The 18,086-nt window shown below is 58.4% G+C and carries 13 protein-coding genes and 1 tRNA gene; 11 read left to right on the top strand and 3 right to left on the bottom strand.

The window, feature by feature from the left end; translation table 11 throughout:
* Window positions 1–125 precede the first annotated feature (125 nt).
* On the bottom strand, window positions 126–4,700 hold the full coding sequence (locus ABD903_RS03615; protein WP_345221489.1) for a translocation/assembly module TamB domain-containing protein: 4,575 nt from the start codon (window positions 4,698–4,700) through the stop codon (window positions 126–128).
* Between the two features lie 163 nt (window positions 4,701–4,863).
* On the opposite strand from ABD903_RS03615, the gene tsaD reads away from it, so the two are divergent.
* From tsaD to ABD903_RS03580, 7 genes are all read left to right on the top strand, one after another.
* Window positions 4,864–5,886: a tRNA (adenosine(37)-N6)-threonylcarbamoyltransferase complex transferase subunit TsaD gene (gene tsaD / locus ABD903_RS03610; RefSeq protein ID WP_345221487.1), complete on the top strand. Its 1,023-nt coding sequence runs from the start codon at window positions 4,864–4,866 to the stop codon at window positions 5,884–5,886.
* 131 nt (window positions 5,887–6,017) lie between these two features.
* A complete protein-coding gene (locus tag ABD903_RS03605) occupies window positions 6,018–6,431 on the top strand; it encodes an Imm50 family immunity protein (protein WP_345221485.1) in 414 nt (137 codons plus the stop codon).
* 82 nt (window positions 6,432–6,513) lie between these two features.
* Window positions 6,514–6,933: a thioesterase family protein gene (locus tag ABD903_RS03600; RefSeq protein WP_345221483.1), complete on the top strand. Its 420-nt coding sequence runs from the start codon at window positions 6,514–6,516 to the stop codon at window positions 6,931–6,933.
* A 69-nt stretch (window positions 6,934–7,002) separates the two neighbouring features.
* Window positions 7,003–7,473: an SsrA-binding protein SmpB gene (smpB, locus tag ABD903_RS03595; protein ID WP_345221481.1), complete on the top strand. Its 471-nt coding sequence runs from the start codon at window positions 7,003–7,005 to the stop codon at window positions 7,471–7,473.
* A 271-nt stretch (window positions 7,474–7,744) separates the two neighbouring features.
* On the top strand, window positions 7,745–8,548 hold the full coding sequence (locus ABD903_RS03590; RefSeq protein WP_345221480.1) for a C40 family peptidase: 804 nt from the start codon (window positions 7,745–7,747) through the stop codon (window positions 8,546–8,548).
* Window positions 8,549–8,780: 232 nt separating this feature from the next.
* Window positions 8,781–9,275, top strand: a complete 495-nt coding sequence (locus tag ABD903_RS03585; RefSeq protein WP_345221478.1) for an HNH endonuclease — start codon at window positions 8,781–8,783, stop codon at window positions 9,273–9,275.
* Between the two features lie 172 nt (window positions 9,276–9,447).
* Window positions 9,448–10,524 carry a fatty acid desaturase family protein gene (locus tag ABD903_RS03580; RefSeq protein ID WP_345221476.1) on the top strand — a complete coding sequence of 359 codons (1,077 nt, stop codon included), beginning with the start codon at window positions 9,448–9,450 and terminating at the stop codon, window positions 10,522–10,524.
* Between the two features lie 81 nt (window positions 10,525–10,605).
* Here ABD903_RS03580 and ABD903_RS03575 read toward each other — a convergent pair whose 3' ends face one another.
* On the bottom strand, window positions 10,606–11,502 hold the full coding sequence (locus tag ABD903_RS03575; protein ID WP_345221474.1) for an alpha/beta fold hydrolase: 897 nt from the start codon (window positions 11,500–11,502) through the stop codon (window positions 10,606–10,608).
* A 245-nt stretch (window positions 11,503–11,747) separates the two neighbouring features.
* On the opposite strand from ABD903_RS03575, the gene ABD903_RS03570 reads away from it, so the two are divergent.
* The 3 genes from ABD903_RS03570 to ABD903_RS03560 all read left to right on the top strand — a co-directional run bounded on the left by ABD903_RS03570 (window position 11,748) and on the right by ABD903_RS03560 (window position 14,613).
* Window positions 11,748–12,080, top strand: coding sequence for a hypothetical protein (locus ABD903_RS03570; protein ID WP_345221472.1), 333 nt, complete (start codon window positions 11,748–11,750; stop codon window positions 12,078–12,080).
* Between the two features lie 159 nt (window positions 12,081–12,239).
* Window positions 12,240–14,345, top strand: coding sequence for a 30S ribosomal protein S1 (gene rpsA, locus ABD903_RS03565; RefSeq protein ID WP_345221471.1), 2,106 nt, complete (start codon window positions 12,240–12,242; stop codon window positions 14,343–14,345).
* A gap of 194 nt (window positions 14,346–14,539) precedes the next feature.
* Window positions 14,540–14,613: transfer RNA gene (locus ABD903_RS03560), tRNA-Cys, on the top strand.
* Between the two features lie 89 nt (window positions 14,614–14,702).
* On the opposite strand, the gene ABD903_RS03555 is transcribed toward ABD903_RS03560, so the two are convergent.
* Window positions 14,703–15,086 carry a hypothetical protein gene (locus ABD903_RS03555; RefSeq protein ID WP_345221469.1) on the bottom strand — a complete coding sequence of 128 codons (384 nt, stop codon included), beginning with the start codon at window positions 15,084–15,086 and terminating at the stop codon, window positions 14,703–14,705.
* Between the two features lie 300 nt (window positions 15,087–15,386).
* Between ABD903_RS03555 and cphA the strand changes: the two genes are divergently transcribed.
* Complete coding sequence (cphA, locus tag ABD903_RS03550) at window positions 15,387–18,032, top strand: cyanophycin synthetase (RefSeq protein ID WP_345221467.1); 2,646 nt, start codon at window positions 15,387–15,389, stop codon at window positions 18,030–18,032.
* Window positions 18,033–18,086 lie beyond the last annotated feature (54 nt).

Here is an 18,086-nt window from a genome sequence, read left to right as displayed (position 1 = left end):
GCAAAGGTAAGGTCAATTATCATTGATCATTTAACATTGATCAAGTCGACCTCTGGCGGGCGGGGTAGCACTTGGCTACGCGTCACCACCCGGCTGATTGCTGATAGCTGTTAAATGAGCAACGATTAGAGCGCCGTGCGCGGGTCGTCGTCGATGGTGAGCTGCTCGCGGGCTTTGCGGGCGGCTTCCTCGCGGCGGCGCGGACGCTTACGGGCAAACAGCTCGGTGAGGGAGTCGAACTGCTCGGTATGCACAAAGCTGACGCCGGCCCGCTGCTGGTTTTGCAGGCCCAGGTCGCGGGGGGTAGTTTCGTAGCGCAGGCGCACTCGGAAGCGTCCGTCTTTCCGCAGGAAGTACTCCAGGCTCAGGTCGCCTACCAACGACGTTTGCGCGGCGCCGGTGGGGTTGTCGTTATAAGCGTTGTTGCTGATGCCGCCCTGCCGGGTAAAGCGCAGGCGGCCTTCCAGCAGGCTGTAGCTAAGCCGCACCTGCAGGCGCTGCAACTCCTCAGCCGTTACTCCGTCGAGGTTAAAGTTGATTTCCAGGTTCTGATTGATTTGCGAGGTGAGCAGGCCCAGCTGCGTGGAGAGAATCTGGCCCAGGCTGTTCTGCACGGTGCCGCCGCCGCTCAAGGCCGAGTTGCCGAAGCCGCCCACGGTGGACAGCTGTCGGAACAGCAGCAGCGAGAATACCTGCCGGTTCAGCTCCTGCTCGTCGTTTCGAATACTCGACAGAAAGGAGGTTAGTTCCGCCTCCAGCGCCGACGGCGCATCGTTAAACTCCAGGCCCAGCTGAATGCGGGGCAGCAACATTTCCCCGGTCAGGTGCATGATGGCCGTGACCGAGGCCGTGGCATTTTCGTACCCCGTGCTGGTGACGCCGTCGGTGGGTTGCAGTAGAATGGGCGCCAGCGGCGTGCGTTGGGTGTAGGTAGCCGTTACGTCCATTTGGCCGTCGAGGGGGCTGCCGTTCCAAGTAAGCGTACCACCGGGTCGCACCTGAAATTCCTTGTTTACGAGCCCCTGCAGGGTAAAATTGTACGCGCCGCGCACAATTTCCAGCTGGCCGTACATGTTGAAGTCGCCGCGCGTGTCAATGTTCAGGCGCAGCTGCCCGGCCGCTGTACCGCGAATTACGTCGCCGGTATTTTCATCCAGAATCACCTCCATGTAGGCGTCCTGCGTCACATCGAAGATGCAATTGAGCAGGATTCCCGATAGGTCGACTTTAGGTCGCACGGGCCCGGTGACGGCGGCCGTGGTGTCCTGCAAAGCCGGATTGCGGTTCACAAACCGGATGTAGTTGGCCTGCGTAGCGGTGGCGGCGTTATCGAGGGGCAAGGAGAGGCGGGTGCCGGCTTCGCTGCGGGCACGCACGTTCACCACGAGGTTGTCGGTGAGGCCGCTTACGGTGGCTTCGCCGGTGGCGAAGGCCGTGCCGAAGTACAGCTCGTTGTCGCGGCGAGTGGTGTTGAGCACCTGCATGCGTCGGAAATTGGCTTTCAGAGCCAGGCGCATGTTGGAGAAGCCTTCGTGGTAAATAGAGCCGTCAAGGGTGCCGGAGTTGCCCAGCACGTCGCGCAGACGGATGTTGCGGAACACCATGCGGTCCTCAAAAAACCGAATGCGGTCCTCAAAAGTGTACACCGTGTTCAGATAGGCAAACGTGAGCTGCCCGTTGCGCACCGCTACTTCGCCGCGTAGGCTGGGAGCCGCGAATTTGCCCGTCAGGCGCAAGGTACCGCGCCCGGTGCCGCCCAGGTTTTTAAGTACGCCGGCCAAGAAAGGCTCGGCCAGCTTAATGGGTGCGTCGTTTAACACGCCGGTCAAATTCAGTTGGTCCTGCGCCGCGCCGGGTGCAATGGTGCCAGCCACGCTCAGCACGTTAAGCCGGTCGCGCTCCACGTTCAGGTTAACGCCTAGGCGGCTGGCCCGGTTGTCCCAGTCCGAGACGCCCGTGACGTTGCCAATTAGCACCTTATCGAAGAACAAAGAGTCGACCGTGAGGCGGGCCGAAGCCACGAGCTGGCCGAATACGCCGCGCACGTCGCCCACGGCATTCACGCGGCCGGTCATGTTTTGGCGGGTAAGGCTGGTAAGGGTTGCCAGCTCCAGGTCTTTCACTTGCAGGTGCAGCGTGCGCGAAGGATCCTCCGACACCTGACCCACGGCGCTTACCTGCTGCGCGCCGTTCGAAAGGGTAAAGTTCTGCACGTCGATTTCGTGGCCGCCGCCCCGAATGGTAATGGCGTTGTCCTGGGCAATGGTCCAGTCGCGGCCCAGCAGGTTCACGCCCGATTGGCGAAAGACGATTTGTACGGCACCGGGCAGGAAATCCAAGGCGCCGTTGATCTGGGCGCGGTTGGTGGTGCCGGTTTGGGCCAACGACGACGAGAAGTTGATTTTGTCCTGGTCCCACACGCCTTCCACGTAAAACTGCTCGGTGGCACCCAGGCCCGGCAGGCGCTGCCGCGTGCTGGTAACGCTGGCCTGCGCCAGCACCTCGGGCGAGTAAGGGAGCTTGGAGGTAAGCAAGTCGAAGGCCGCGTTGTCGGCCCGAATGCTGTCGTACTGCACGCGGGCTACAGTGCCGCTCAAGTTGAGAATGGATGTGTTGCCGTTGCGGAACGAGCCCTCAATGCGGGTGGAGTCGCTAACGGTGAGCTGCGGCATGAACACGTGAATCAGCGGGTTCGGGCGCTTCAGATACAGGTTCAGGGCAATGCTGTAATCGGTAACGGTTTGGCGGCGCTTGCGGCGGTAGTACGCGGCCGTGGCGGCGGCGTCGCCCTGGAAGTTCAGCAGGTACTCGTCGGCCAGCTGCTGCACGTCGGAAATCACGCGGGTGAATTCAAAGTTGCCCGCCGCGCGCAGGTTAAAGGCATCGGAGCGCACGGCCAGCAGCCGCTCGCCGTTGCGGCGGGTGGCCAGCAAATCGAGGGTATCGAGCTGCACGGTGCGGTTTTGCACCGTTAGGCGGGTGTCGCGCAGGTGAATGCGGCCCAGCAGCGCGTCCAGCGTAAGGCCCTGAAACTTCACGTTGGCCTGGGTGGAAATGCTCACCGGCCGGTTCAGAATGCCCAGCGCCTGCAGGTTGGCACGGCGTACGTCGGCCACCACGTCGAAAGCCTGTTGGCGACCGAAACTGATGGTGCCCTCGCCGGTAACCTGCAGGTTGGGGTCGTTCACACGCACGTTGCCGTCGAAAGACTGTTTGCTGAGTTGCCCGTCCGTTACCTGAATGTTCTGGTAGCGGTAACCCTTCACCCAAATGTGCGGAATGGTGGCCGTCATGCGGGCGCGGGCGCCTTCGGGCGTGAAGCCTTGGCCCTGAATACGGCCGTTCACAGCCACGTCGCGCACCACCGATTCGTCGCCGATGAGCTTGCCCAGCTGGAAGTTGCTGGTGCGTACCGTACCCGCGTAGCTGGAAAAGCGGGCGTCGTTCTTGAACTTCAGGTTAACGTCGGACGTGAGGTTGCCGAGCTTGGTGCGGAAGTCGCCGTTGGCCACAAAGTCATTGTAAAAGCCCAGGAACTGTCCGTTCAGCTGCACCGTGCCGAGGCGCTGAAAATACGGGTACACGCTGGCCGGCAGAATGGGCTGCAGGTCTTTGGGGTTCAGTACGGTGCCGGGGCGCAGGCGCAGTTCGGCAAAGGTTTCCTTCCACTCGGGCAGGCCCTCGGCAGAGATGTTGCCAATGATGCGGGTGCCGCCGTTGCTGTAGCGCACGTCTAGGTTTTTCGCTGCGAAATTGCGCACGTAGCCCTTCGCCTCGCCCGATATGAGCACCTGTTCGTTCCAGCCTTCCAGCTGCGGCGCAAACTGGGCAATGTCGTCGGAGTACACGCGGCTCGGTTTCAGGCGCGCCGTAACCTTCACCGAATCGTTGAAATCGGTAAAGTTTAGGAAGTGCTGGTACTCGAACTTCAGGTAGTTGCTGAGGTGGCTGCGGCCCACGTGCAAATCCAGCTGGTCGAATTCCCAGAATTTGGAAGCGTAGGTCATGTCTGCCGACAACTCCCGCAGGCGGGTTTTCGAGGGTCGGTCCACGGCGCGCATGTCGGCAATGCGGGCGTGCACAGTGTCGCCGCGAAACCAGATTTCCGACAGATTGGCGTAGATGCTGTCGATGTCCATGTGCGCGTAATCCATGAATTTGCCGTAGTACGGCTCCTTGCGCACGTTTTGTCGATCGAGCACGAACCGGGCATTACGCAGGTCCACGGCTTCAATCTTGAAATCGAAGGGCTTCTTGGTAGCGGTGGTATCGGGGGCGCCGATGAGTTTTTTAACCGCCCCTATAAACTGCGTGAGGTTAGTAGAATCGGGCTGGTTGGCGTAGGTAATCAAAGCAAAGCGCGGCTCGGTGAGCGTAGCTTTGCTGATGTAGAGCTTGTTGGGCGAAAAAATGGAGAAAACACTGATGTCGGCCTCGGTACGCCCGATGTGGAACAGCTCGTTGCCGGCCCGGTCCAGCACGTGCACCTGGTCGAGCACCACGCGGGTGAAAGGCCGAACATCCACCCGGCCAATGGTTACCTCGTGGCCTAACTTCTCCGACAAAATAGCGGCCGTTTTGCGCGCTACGCTCGTTTGTACGGCCGGAACGCGCAACGCCAGCACCGCCGCGCCCAGCACCAAGCCGAGCAGGACCAGCAGCCCTAGCAACACCTTCAGAATGGCCTTTATAACTTGCACGCGGTTGTCGGGAGGGAAGGAAAACGGTTGGGCCAACGGCAATCGGCCCAGCAGCAAGACGTAAACGCCGCTTCACAGGATGCCTGTACATACTGGAACGACGGAATTTCTGCAAAAAAAGCTAACTGCCCGCACTTCGACGCGCAAGTCAACTTCAAAACCAATGGAATACCCCGCAAAGCATCCGCTGATTCTCGCCATTGAATCGTCGTGCGACGACACGGGCGCCGCCATTATGGCCGGGGGCAAGATTCTGGCCAATGTGGTGGCCGGCCAGCAAGTTCACGAACAATACGGCGGCGTGGTGCCCGAATTGGCCTCGCGGGCGCATCAGCAGCATTTGCTGCCGGTGGTGCAAGCCGCGCTTCAGCAAGCCGGCGTCGCTAAAAACGACCTCGACGCCGTGGCGTTTACCCAAGGCCCCGGCCTGCTGGGCTCCTTATTAGTGGGCGGCATGTTCGCCAAAAGTTTTGCGCTGGCCCTGGGCAAACCGCTCATCGGCGTGAATCACATGCGGGCACACATTCTGGCGCACTTCATTGAGGAGCCGCGCCCGGCCTTCCCGTTTCTGTGCCTCACGGTAAGCGGCGGCCATACCCAGCTGGTAATTGTGCGCAGCGCTCTGGACATGGGAATCATTGGCCAGACCATGGACGACGCCGCCGGCGAAGCCTTCGACAAAACCGCCAAGCTGCTCGGCCTGCCGTACCCCGGCGGCCCCCGCCTCGATAAGCTGGCCCAGCAGGGCAACCCGCTGCACTTCCCGTTCCCCGTGAACCAGATGCCCGGCTACGACTTCTCCTTCAGCGGCGTGAAAACCGCCGTTATGTACTTCCTGCGTCAGCAAACCCAGCAAAACCCGCAGTTCATCCCGGAAAACCTGCCCGACCTCTGCGCCAGCATCCAGCATACCATCATTCAAACCCTGATGCGCCAGCTGCGCCGCGCCGTGCAGGAACACGGTCTCACGCAAATTGCCATTGCCGGCGGCGTAGCGGCCAATTCCGGCCTGCGCGCCGAGCTGCAACGCCTGGCCGACGAGCTGGGCTGGCAGGTATTCATTCCCGCCTTCCAGTACTGCACCGATAACGCCGGCATGATTGCCATGGCCGCCCATTTTCAGTACGAGGCGGGGGATTTTGCCACGCAGCTGGCGAGTCCGGATCCGCGGCTGAAGTTGGGGTAATGGGCTACGAGAGAAGAACGGTCATGTTGAGCGCAGCCGAACCAAAGGAAGGCGTAAGCCAAGTATTTCTACCGCTTCCTTGACTCATCGTTAATTGGTTAAAAGAGTTTTGCTCATTTTATACTTGATAAATGCTGACAGATGAAGATTACCCAGCTATGAACCGCGTTGTAAACTCGGAAATTTTACATCAGCATTTCGGCTATTGGCCCGTATTTCACGGGGCTGAAATCGTCAAAGTCATTTTTGAAACACATGTAACCGGACGCTATTCCGTCACCTTCGTCATTGACCCCTACAAGGCGTGGGCCACCCGGAATGTGCATCAGGACGCTACCGATTGTTTAATAGAAATTCAGTTCACCGGGATACAGGAAATGTCCTTTGCCCGTTTCCGTGCTCAGAATGTGATAGAGGAGCTATGGTTTGAAGAACAAGGCAGCTTGATCAAAGCTCACTTCGATTCCTATGATGAAATGCCGACGGAGTTATTGGCGGAGGAAGTCATTGTATTGTCTTTGGTGCCAAAATCAAAAAGGAAGTGAAATGAGCCGAAGGAATGACCAGCTCCTGCCCAACGAAGCGGTAGAGCTGCTTCGACCTCGCTCAGCAGGACGAACTGAGAATATGACCAACCCCTTCCGACCCGGTGACCAGCAAACCCACCGCTACACCGTCGTGCCCGCCGACTTTGCCGCTTTCGAAGCCGGCGGCGGCCTCGTGCACCCGGTACTCAGCACCTTCGCCCTGGCCCGCGAAATGGAGTGGGCTGGCCGCCTGTTCGTGCTGCAAATGCGCGAAGCAGGGGAGGAGGGCATCGGGACCATGCTGCAGGTGCAGCACCACGCGCCCGCCTTCGCGGGTGAAACCGTGCTCCTGACTGCTACCTTTGCCTCCCTAGCCGGCCGCGAGCTAACCTGCATCGTAGAAGCCCGCGTGGGCGAGCGGCTGGTGGCTACCGGCCGCACCGGCCAGCGCATCGTAAACAAGCAGAAGCTGGAAGCCCGGTTTGCGGAATTACGTACCGTCACGCCCCGGCTCAACTAGCCTACCCGAAAACCCAGTCAGCAAGGCCCGCATCTGCGTATGTAGCCTTCCGCTGCCACTCCCGAACCCATGGCCAAAGCCAAAGAAACCGCCCCGCGTAACGTCAACATCCAGAACCGCCGCGCCGGCTACGAATACTCGTTCCTCGTTAAGTACACCGCCGGCATGGTGCTCGTGGGCACCGAAATCAAGAGCCTGCGCGTGGGCAACGCTAACATCACCGAGGGTTACTGCGTCTTCAACTCGAATGGGACGCTTTGGCTGCACGGCGTAACCATTGCCCAGTACACGCTCGGCACCTATAACAACCACGAGCCTACGCGTCCGCGCCAGTTGCTGCTCACCAAAAAGGAGATGCGCCAGCTCCACGACAAAAGCCAGGAGCAGGGCCTCACCATTATCCCCACCCGCATGTTCATCAGCGAGCGGGGCTTCGCCAAGGTGGAAATAGCTTTGGCCAAGGGTAAAAAGCTCTTCGATAAGCGCGAAGACATTAAAGCCAAGGACCAGAAACGCGAAATGGACCGCGCCCAATACTAGAATTACCAACATCCCCTCCTCAGATGAGGAGGGGATGTTGCCGCTAAAGCGGCAACGGGGGTGGTTGATAATCATTGCTGACGTTATTTCCCTGGCCCTTCCTGCCTCTTAGGCCGGGAAATGTCGCAACGTCCAGCGTGCTGATCCGTGAAGTCAGCAAATTCCCTCGCTGCAGAAGAGAAATACGGAGCAGCACTGCACGCCAACAAGAGTACGTTTGCGCCACTGTCCTTGCGTACCTTGCAGCCTGATTTATCCTAGCTTACACCCCTTGGAACACGGAATTTGCGCCCTAAGCGTCGTGCCGGTGCGCGCCGAACCCACCGATAAAGCCGAAATCGTCACCCAGCTGATTTTTGGCGAGTGCTACAGCATTTTGCTTGCGCAGGGCAACTGGCTGCAGGTGCGCCTCGCCGCCGATCAGTACGTGGGCTGGATCGACGCCAAGCAGCACCTGCCCGTTTCGGCCGAATACCTGGCCGACTGGAGCGCCCAGGACCACCCGCGCAGCCTCGATCTGGTGCAAATCGTGAGCAATACGGATGTGCGCATTCCCATCAGCATTGGCGCCCGCCTGCCGTTTTTCGATGGCATGAGCCTGCGTCTGGGTTCCGAAACCTACTTCTACAACGGCGCCGCTACCAACCCGCTGAACGGCCACGGCCTGCACGGCCCCACCGACAAGCGACAGGCGCTGCTGGTAAAAGCCGGGCAGCTGTTTCTGAAGTCGCCGTACTTGTGGGGCGGCAAAACCTTGTTCGGTATCGATTGCTCGGGCCTCATGCAGCAGCTTTATGGCCTCATTGGCCAGCAGCTCCCGCGCGACGCACGCCAGCAAATCGACCACGGCCGCCCCGTGCACTTCGTGGCCCAAACCCAGCCCGGCGACCTGGCTTTCTTCGATAACGCCGAGGGCAACATTGTACACGTGGGCATGCTGCTCGACGACCAGCAGATCCTCCACGCCAGCGGCGAAGTCCGCATCGACCCCCTCGACCACAACGGCATTTACAACCGCCAGCGCCAGAAGTACACCCATAAGCTGCGCCTCATTAAGCGCCTGCTCCCGGAGTAAGGCAGAGGGAATACAGCTGCTTCGGAATAGCGTTGTGCTACGGCTCCAAGTTGTGGTGCCAATACCTTAGCTGATGCCCGGTCCGGCTTTTATAGCCGGCGCCCGGCTCATGCGGAAAAAGAACCAGCCGCCGGACACGAAATCGGTGAACCAACCCTAGGGCTTCGCAGTTGCGTAAACAGCCGGAATCAGCTAGCTTACCGCTAGTTCCGGTTGCTTACGCCCCGCCCGTATGGATCAGAAAGTGCTCGTGTTGAATGGCGACTACTCCGCCATTACCCTTTGCAGCGTGCAGAAAGCTTTCGTGCTCCTGTACCTCGACAAAGCCGAATTAGTAGCGAACAAGGAAGGTGCATTTCTGCGCACCGTGTCGCGGGCTTACCCCAGGCCCAGCATCATTCGCTTGCAGCGCTACGTGCGCGTGCCCTACAAAGGCATTGCCCTGAGCCGCCACAACGTGATGAAGCGCGACCATTTCGAGTGCCAGTACTGCGGCTCTACCAAAAATCTGACCCTCGACCACGTGCTGCCCCGTTCCCGCGGCGGCGACTCGAGCTGGGCTAATTTGCTTACCGCCTGCGCCCGCTGCAACCATTCTAAGGGCCACCGAACCCCCGAGGAAGCTGGCCTCACCGTCAGGCAAAAGCCCAAAAAACCCACGTTGGCCGGTTTTCTCAAGCTTTCGGCTGGCACCATCGACCATACGTGGCACGCGTATCTCAACTGACGACAGCAGGGCCCCCGTAGCCTTGCTGTTTTTTTATTTCGGTCCGCGACCGAACGAAGCTCGGCTGCGTATGTTGTACTAGACAGGTTGCCCTCGAAATACTCTGAAACTACACCTCCAGCGGGGCGCAAAGTGTTTCTACCTTTGCGCCCCGTTTGTTTTCCCTTATTGCATGTCAGTACCCAAGTTTGCCGCCGTTAAGCAGGCCGAATCCTTTCACGCCGAACTCAAGCGCCGCATAGGCGCTTACTTCGAAGAAACTGGCAAGCCGACGACCGGCAACGCCACCCTGTTTACCAAAGCTGCCTTGCTTACTGCGGGCTTGGTAGGCCTCTACATTCACTTAGTGTTCTTCACGCCGCCCGCCATCTGGGCTGTGTTGGAGTGCATTCTGATGGGTGGCGTAGGCGCGGCCATCGGCTTTAACGTGATGCACGATGGTGCCCACGGCTCGTTTTCGCAGCACAAATGGCTGAACCAGGCCGCGGCGTTTTCGCTAAACGTAATGGGCGGCAACTCTTTCATGTGGAATATGAAGCACAACCTCATCCACCACATGTACACCAACATCGACGGCGTAGACGACGACATTGACGTGCAACCCTGGATGCGTCTGAGTGCTACCCAAAAGCGCTACAAACTTCACCGCTACCAGCATTACTACTTCTGGTTTCTTTACTCCATGCTGTACCTGGCTTGGATTACCATCATGGATTACCAGAAGTATTTCAAAGGCTCTATCGGCACGGTGCCCATTAAGAAAATGGAAATGAGCGACCAACTGGTGTTCTGGGGCTTTAAGCTGCTCTACGCCGGTTTGTTCGTGGCCCTGCCCATTTACATGGTGGGCTTTACCAGCTGGATCATCGGCTTCCTGATTTTTGCCACCGTGGCCGGCTTCTCGCTGAGCCTGGTATTCCAGTTGGCTCACACCGTAGAAGAAGCCGAATTTCCGATTCCCCACGCCACCACCAACAAGCTGGAAGACGAGTGGGCCATTCACCAGATCAAGACCACGGCCAATTTCGCCACTAATAACAAGGTGGTAACGTGGCTGCTGGGCGGCCTGAACTTCCAGGTAGAGCACCACTTGTTCCCGAAGATTTCGCACGTGCATTACCCGGCCCTCAGCAAAATCATCAAGCAGGCCTGCCAGGAGTTCAACGTGACTTACAACGAATTTCCCCGTATGCGTTACGCCATTGCCTCGCACGTAGCCTTCCTACGCCAGATGGGCCGCGCCGCGTAAGCAGCGAACAGCCTAAATCGAAACGCAAAGAGGCCCCGGCTGCGCAGCCGGGGCCTCTTTGCGTTTCGATATGTAAGGTTTTTATTGTCCCTGGTAGCTACCCGAAGCGTCGGCAGTGGCTGGGGAAGGAACTGTAGAACCGCCAATGAAGCTGAGCAAGTCTTTGGTCAGTCGGTCTTTGCCATCGGCAGTAGCGAAGAGGCCGTGCGGCTCGCCGTCGTAAGTAATGTAGGTTGCTTGTGGCAGCAGTTTGGCTGTATGGTCGCCGCTGGATTTGATCGGCACAGTCTCGTCCTTACTGCCGTGAATGATGAGCGTGGGCACGTTGATGCTCTTTACATCCTGCCGAAAATCGGTTTCGCTGAATGCCCGCACGCACTCTTCGGTAGCATGCGGTGAGCCTTGCAGGCACAGCATCTGCATCCAGTCCAGCGTGGCCTGGCTTACAGGATGGCTCATTACGCCCACGCCGTAGAACTTCTTGCCGAAGCTCTGGAGGAAGTCGGGGCGGTCTTTGCGCAGGCCTTCCACCATCTTGTCGAATTCTTCCTTCGGCACGCCGTCGGGGTTGTCGTCGGTTTTCAGCAGGTACGGCGTTACCGCCGCGACCAACGCCACTTTGCTCACGCGGGCGCCGCCGTATTTGCTCATGTAGCGAGCTACTTCGCCGCCGCCCATTGAAAAGCCTACCAGCGTTACGTTCTGCAGGTTCAGGCCTTCCAGTATGGCATTAAGGTCAGCAGCCAGCGTGTCGTAATCGTATTTGCCCCACGGCTTGTCCGACTTGCCGAAGCCGCGGCGGTCGTAGGCAATAGCGCGCTTGCCGTAATGCGCCAACGCATGCGACTGATGCTCCCACATTTGGTGGTCGGCGGGCCAGCCGTGGATGAGTACTACCGGGTCACCCTGGCCCCAGTCTTGATAAAAGATGTTTACGTCGTTGCCTTGGGCATCCTGGCCCGTTTTGATGTAGCTCATAACCTGGGTGTGGGTGTGGAAAGAATGAGCTGAAGTGTACTAGGCAAGCAACGGACAAGTTGTAGTGCTCTGTACTGCGCAAAGATGAGATTTGCTTTTTCGGGGGATGAAGCATTTGCTTCTCCCGATGAGTATTTGAATTTGCCAGACGAATTTTTTTGACCAGTTTACACAGCCCGCATACTCCAAGCTTTTGGTGTGGCTGGAATTTCAGCATAACGGCAGTCGCGGATAAGTTTATCATTATGATCGAGCAAAACGATGTGGAAAGGCTGTCCATGCTGTACGACTGGCTCCAGGAACACAGTTCACGTCGGCACACCGAAAAAGCGGCCAACTCATTCTGGAATCGTTTTTATGGCCGAATAACCAAGGTAGTTGAGGCAGACTGTTGGCAACAGGATAAGCAAGAAGCGGCAGCGGCCATTGCCGCGCAGGATACGAGCAGGCTAACGGCATTGCTGAATCTACACGCGCTGAACGCCGCTCTAGAAGCAACCCGCTTGCAAGACCGTGATTTAGCCCTTTGTGCCGAAGGACTCAGGTGCTTGGCGGAGAAGTACAGGGCCGTTCGGTAAAGCCCTTACCGCGCTCTTCCTTTCCTCAGCCCAAACCCTTATCTTTGCGGCCCGCCAAGGTGGCGGACCCGGGGCTTCGGCGCTGGTAATCAATAAAAAACGCGTTCCGGAGGTGGGCCCTGCACCGGACGTGTACATTCAGGGCCGCTGCAGAATATCATGGCAGATTTGCAAGACAACTTCGATTGGGACAACCTCGAAGCCAACAGCTTCGGCGGTAACTACTCGAAAGAGGAGCGTGCCCGTCTCGAAGAAATGTACGCAGGCACCCTCACCACGGTAGAGGAGGAGCAGGTTGTAAAAGGCACGGTTGTGTCGGTTAACGAACGCGACGTAATCGTGAACATCGGCTTTAAGTCGGATGGTCTGGTTCCGCGCTCGGAATTCCGCGACCTCGCCGACCTCAAGCCCGGTGACGAAGTAGAAGTATTCATCGAAGACCAGGAAGACGCGAACGGTCAGCTGATCCTCTCGCGCAAGAAGGCCAAGATCAAGCAAGCTTGGAAGGCCATCTACGATGCCCTGGAGTTCGATAACATCCTGGAAGGCGTGGTTAAGCGCCGCACCAAGGGCGGGCTGATCATGGAACTGGACGGCGTAGAAGCCTTCCTGCCCGGCTCGCAGATCGACGTGAAGCCCATCCGCGACTTCGACATCTACGTGGGTCGTCGTATGGAAGTGAAAGTGGTGAAAATCAACGCCGCTTTCGACAACGTGGTAGTTTCGCACAAAGTCCTGATCGAGAAAGACCTCGAGAAGCAGCGCGAAGCCATCCTCAACAACCTGGAGAAAGGCCAGATCCTGGAGGGCGTTATCAAGAACATGACCAACTTCGGCGTGTTCATCGACCTCGGCGGCGTAGACGGCCTGCTGCACATCACCGACATCTCGTGGGGCCGCATTGCCCACCCGAGCGAAGTGTTGCAGCTCGACCAGAAACTCAACGTGGTTGTTCTGGACTTCGACGAAGCCAAGAAGCGTATTTCGTTGGGCCTGAAGCAGCTGACCCCGCACCCATGGGATTCGCTGCCCCAGGACCTGCAGCCCGGCTCGAAAGTGCAGGGTCGCATCGTGAACGTGGCCGACTACGGTGCGTTCATGGAAATCGTACCTGGCGTAGAAGGCCTGATCCACGTTTCGGAAATGTCGTGGAGCCAGCACCTGCGCAACCCGCAGGACTTCATCAAGCAGGGCGACGTAGTAGAGGCGCAGATTCTGACCCTCGACCGCGAAGACCGCAAGATGAGCCTTGGCATCAAGCAGTTGAGCGAAGACCCCTGGACCCGTGGCGAATTTGCCGCTAAGTACGCCGTGGGCACCAAGCACAACGGCCTCGTGCGTAACCTGACCAACTTCGGCCTGTTCGTAGAACTGGAAGAAGGTGTTGACGGCCTCGTGCACGTGTCGGACCTGTCGTGGACCAAGAAGGTGAAGCATCCTTCGGAAATGGTGAAGGTTGGTGACCGTCTGGACGTGCTGGTTCTCGAACTGGACGTGCAGAACCGCCGCCTGGCCCTGGGCCACAAGCAGCTGGAGGAAAACCCCTGGGATACGTTCCAGACGGTATTCACCGCCGGCTCGACCCACCGCGCTACCATCACCGAGAAATCGGACCGTGGTGCCGTACTGGAGCTGCCGTACGGCATCGAAGGTTTCGCTTACCCGAAGTCGTTGACCAAGGAGGATGGTTCGCAGCCGGAAGTAGGCGAGTCGCTCGACTTCAAAGTGGTTGAATTCTCGAAAGACGACCGTCGCATCGTGCTGTCGCACACGGGTACCTTCAGCCAGCAAGAGGAAGAAGGCAACCGCGCTTCGAAGTTCGCCAAGAAGAAGCCGGCCGCTGGTGCTGCCGGTGCCGCTGGCGAAGGCAAAATCAGCGACCTGAAGAAAAACCAGACCGCTGAGAAGTCGACCCTCGGTGACCTCGACGCTTTGAGCGCCCTGCGCGACAAGCTGATGGGCACGGAGCGCGCCGATGCCGAGCAGAAGTTGACCGACCGTGCTCCGAAGGCTGGCAAAGCCGACGAAGCCACGGAAGAAGCTTCGGAAGGTGGCATCATTGCCGCTGTAACCGGTGCTGCTTCGGCCGCTATCGACAAGGCTAAGGAAGTTGCCGGCGACGTAGTAGAAGCTGCCACGCACTCGGCCGCTTTCGAAAAAGCGAAAGAGGTGGCTGGCGATGTAGTAGACACCATCACCGACAAGGTGAAGGACCTGACTTCGTCGGACGACAAGGCTGACGAGAAGAAGGAAGACAAAGCGTAATTCGCCGAGCTTCTAACTTTTAGCAACAGGAGCCCCCGGCCGTTTGGTCGGGGGCTTTTTGTTAAAGAAGCTTTTTGCCAACGATATTTCCTGCACAATGCCAACGCCTTACCACCTAGATGGGGCATGCCGCAGGGTTTTGTTTTGGCAAAAGCGAAAGGAAGCTGTATGTTTGCGGCCCCAAGGCCTAATCTGGTGACGTGACCGAGAGGCTAGGTAGAGGTCTGCAAAACCTCCTACAGCGGTTCGAATCCGCTCGTCACCTCCAACGGAAACGCCCCGTAGCTTCAATAGCTATGGGGCGTTCTGCTTTACATCTGGCCGGAGGTATCGGGGCAGAGGAGGCGTCCGTTGGTATTAAGAGAAAAAGTCGGTGGCCTGGCTGGTGGCTTTGCGCAGGCAGAGGTCTACGGAAGGCAAGAGCTGCTCGTGCGATACAGAGACGGACATGCTCACCTCGTTGTATTTGAAAAGGGTGAGGCGGGAGTCGGGCGAGGCATCGTCGCAGCGAGTAGCTACCGTTAAGGAACGGCCGTTGCGCCAGCGGGCTTCCAGGGCCACCGCGTCGGCCCAGGTTACCTTAACGGGTACAATGGTGTAGGGCTCGTACACTAAAATAGCGTCCACCACGGGCAACAGCCGGCGCAGTAAAACCGCATGCGTATCGGGAGTGGCTTGCAGGCTCTGATCCATGTGCGTGCGCATAGCCTGCACAAAAAGGTCAACAATTTCAGAAGCCATGAGAGCTTACCAAGTGGTACAACGAGTAAGGTAACCTTACTGGCGTTAAAACCAAAAACACCCCACCGGCCGGAGCCAGTAGGGTGCCGAAAGAATAGTTTTTGGTACCCCAAAGGTACAACATCGTTCCGACTTTTGGTTGTGGCTTCAAGAATCGTTGCTGCTTCAACCACTACGGTATCAATACCTACTACGCCGGCGCTGGGTAATAGCTATAATTCGTGCCCAACCGGACAATATCCCTACATTTAAACTACGCGTACAAGCGGCCAGATACTCCTTCTCTCAACTTCCTGTTTTATGCAAATTATCGACCTCCGCACCATGCGTGGGCCCAGTTACTGGTCCGTGAAGCATCCCAAGCTGATCGTGGCGAAAGTGAACCTGGAAGATCTGGCCGATACCTGGAGCAATTCCGTGCCGGGACTGGCCGGGCGCTTGCTGAAGCTGATGCCCACGCTGGCCCAACCCCGCAGCAAAGACCCCCGCGAAACGGCCAAACGTCCGCCGCTTACGGAGGAGCAGCTTACCGACGGCGAACCATGGGGCCACGTAATTCAGCACGTAGCCGTGGAACTGCAGCGCATGGCCGGCATGCCGGTGCGCTGGGGTAAATCCATGCCCGCCCACGAGCCCAACCACGAGATGGTGCTGCTGGAGTACCAGGAGGAACGGGCCGGCCGCGTAGCCGTAGAATCGGCCGTTGAGCTACTGAATGCGCTGGTTGCCAAACAGAAATACGACCTTAAAGGCACGGTAGACAAGCTGCACGATATTCGGGAACAGGAGTTCATTGGCCCGAGCACGTACAGCATTGTGGCGGAGGCGGCTTCCCGCGGTATTCCCTACATCCAACTGAAGAACAGCAACGTCATCCAACTGGGGTATGGCGTTAACCAGAAGCGCATTTGGGCTACCACCACCAGCTACACCTCGCACGCCGGGGTGGAAATAGCCGGTAACAAAAACCGCACGAAAGCCATGCTGGCCAACGCCGGCGTGCCCGTGCCCAAAGGCACTACGGTATACAGCCCCGAGGAACTCCGCGAAGCCATAGAAGAACTGGGTTTCCCCATCGTGACCAAGCCGCTGGATGGCAACCACGGCAAGGGCGCGGGCATTAACCTGAACAGCTGGAAAGAGGCCTTAGCTGGCTTGAAGGCCGCGCAGGAGTATTCGCGGGCAGTTATTGTAGAGCAGTTCATCGAGGGCTTCGACTTCCGCCTGTTGGTAATTAACGGCAAGCTGGTAGCGGCCGCCAAGCGCACCCCGGCTGCCGTAACCGGCGACGGCGTAAGCACCATTCAGCAGCTAATCGACAAGGTAAACGAGGACCCGCGCCGTGGTGTGGGCCACGAAAAAGTGCTTACCCAAATCAAAATTGACAAGCACACCAACCAAATCCTGAAAGCCCGGGAGCTAACGCCAAAATCGGTGCTGCCCGAAGGCGAAATTCTCTACCTGAAGAGCACCGCCAACATCAGCACCGGCGGCACGGCTACCGATGTAACCGATTTGGTGGACCCCTATAACGTGCTTATGGCCGAGCGCGTGGCCGGCATCATCGGGCTCGACATCTGCGGCATCGATGTATTGACTACCGACATTGCCATTCCGCTGAATGAGGCCCGTGGGGCCGTAATTGAGGTAAATGCGGCGCCGGGTTTCCGCATGCACATTTCGCCTGCCGATGGCCTGCCGCGTAACGTGGCCGCGCCGGTGGTGGATATGCTGTTCCCCGACAACTGCCCGGCCCGAATCCCCATTTTTGCCGTAACGGGCACGAACGGTAAAACCACGACCACCGGCCTGCTGGCGCACATTGTGGCTGCCAAAGGCTACAAAGTGGGCAACACCAGCACCAACGGCATTTACATTCAAGGCAAGCAGTTGGAAGCAGGCGACTGCACCGGCATGGTGTCGGCGGAGTTTGTGCTGAAAGACCCGACCGTGAACTTTGCCGTGCTTGAAGTAGCCCGTGGTGGTTTGCTGCGCTCGGGCCTCGGCTTTCATTCCTGCGACGTGGCCGTGGTAACCAACGTAGCCGCCGACCACCTGGGCCTGCGCGACATTCACACCGTGGAGGAAATGGCCCAAGTGAAGGGTGTGCTGCCCCGCACGGTTCGCAAAAGCGGCTGGGCCGTGCTCAACGCCGATAACGACCTGACTTACGAAATGCGCCACACCGTGGACTGCCGCGTGGCCCTGTTCAGCATGGACGAAAACAGCCCGCGCATTCAGGAACACGTGGAGCAGGGTGGGGTAGCCGCCGTATACGAGGATGGCTACGTCACTATTTTCAAGAACAGCTACAAGTTGCGCATCGACCGGGCTGCCGAAATGCCGGTGACCTTTGGCGGACGGGCACGTTTCAACATCGAAAACGTGCTGGCGGCGGCCCTGGCTTGCTACTGCTACGGCTTCGACAAGGACGACATCAAAACGGCGTTACGCACCTACGTGCCCTCGGCAGCCAAAACGCCCGGCCGCATGAACCTCTTCAAGTTTCCCGACTTCGAGGTCATCGTCGATTACGCCCATAACACCCACGGCATCCAGAAATTCGGTGAGTTCCTCGATGCCACGCCCGCCACGCACAAGGTGGGTATCGTATCGGGCTTAGGTGACCGGCGCGACGAGGACACCTTGGCCTTTGCCCGCGAAGCCGGTCGCATTTTCGACGAAGTGATACTGCGCCAGGATAAAGACCTACGCGGCAAAACCGCCGAGGAAATTGAACGCCTGATGCGCGCTGGGCTTACCGCCGACAAGCCCGACCTGCCCATCACCTATATCGAGCGGGAAATGGATGCCATCGACCACGTGCTGCAAACGGCCCGGGAAGGCTCGGTTATTACCATCTTCACCGAGAATATTGGGGCTACCATTCGCAAGCTGGAGGAGTTCGAAGCCAGCCTGAGCAAAGCCCATAAGCAACCGGCCTAGCAAGTCGAGCCCAAATAAAAAGCCCCGCCAGATTTATCTGGCGGGGCTTTTTTG

This window comes from Hymenobacter koreensis, assembly GCF_039541855.1.
GTDB lineage: Bacteria > Bacteroidota > Bacteroidia > Cytophagales > Hymenobacteraceae > Solirubrum > Solirubrum koreensis.
Note: the sequence above shows the minus strand (reverse complement) of the source record. Positions and strands in the feature narration are given on the sequence as shown.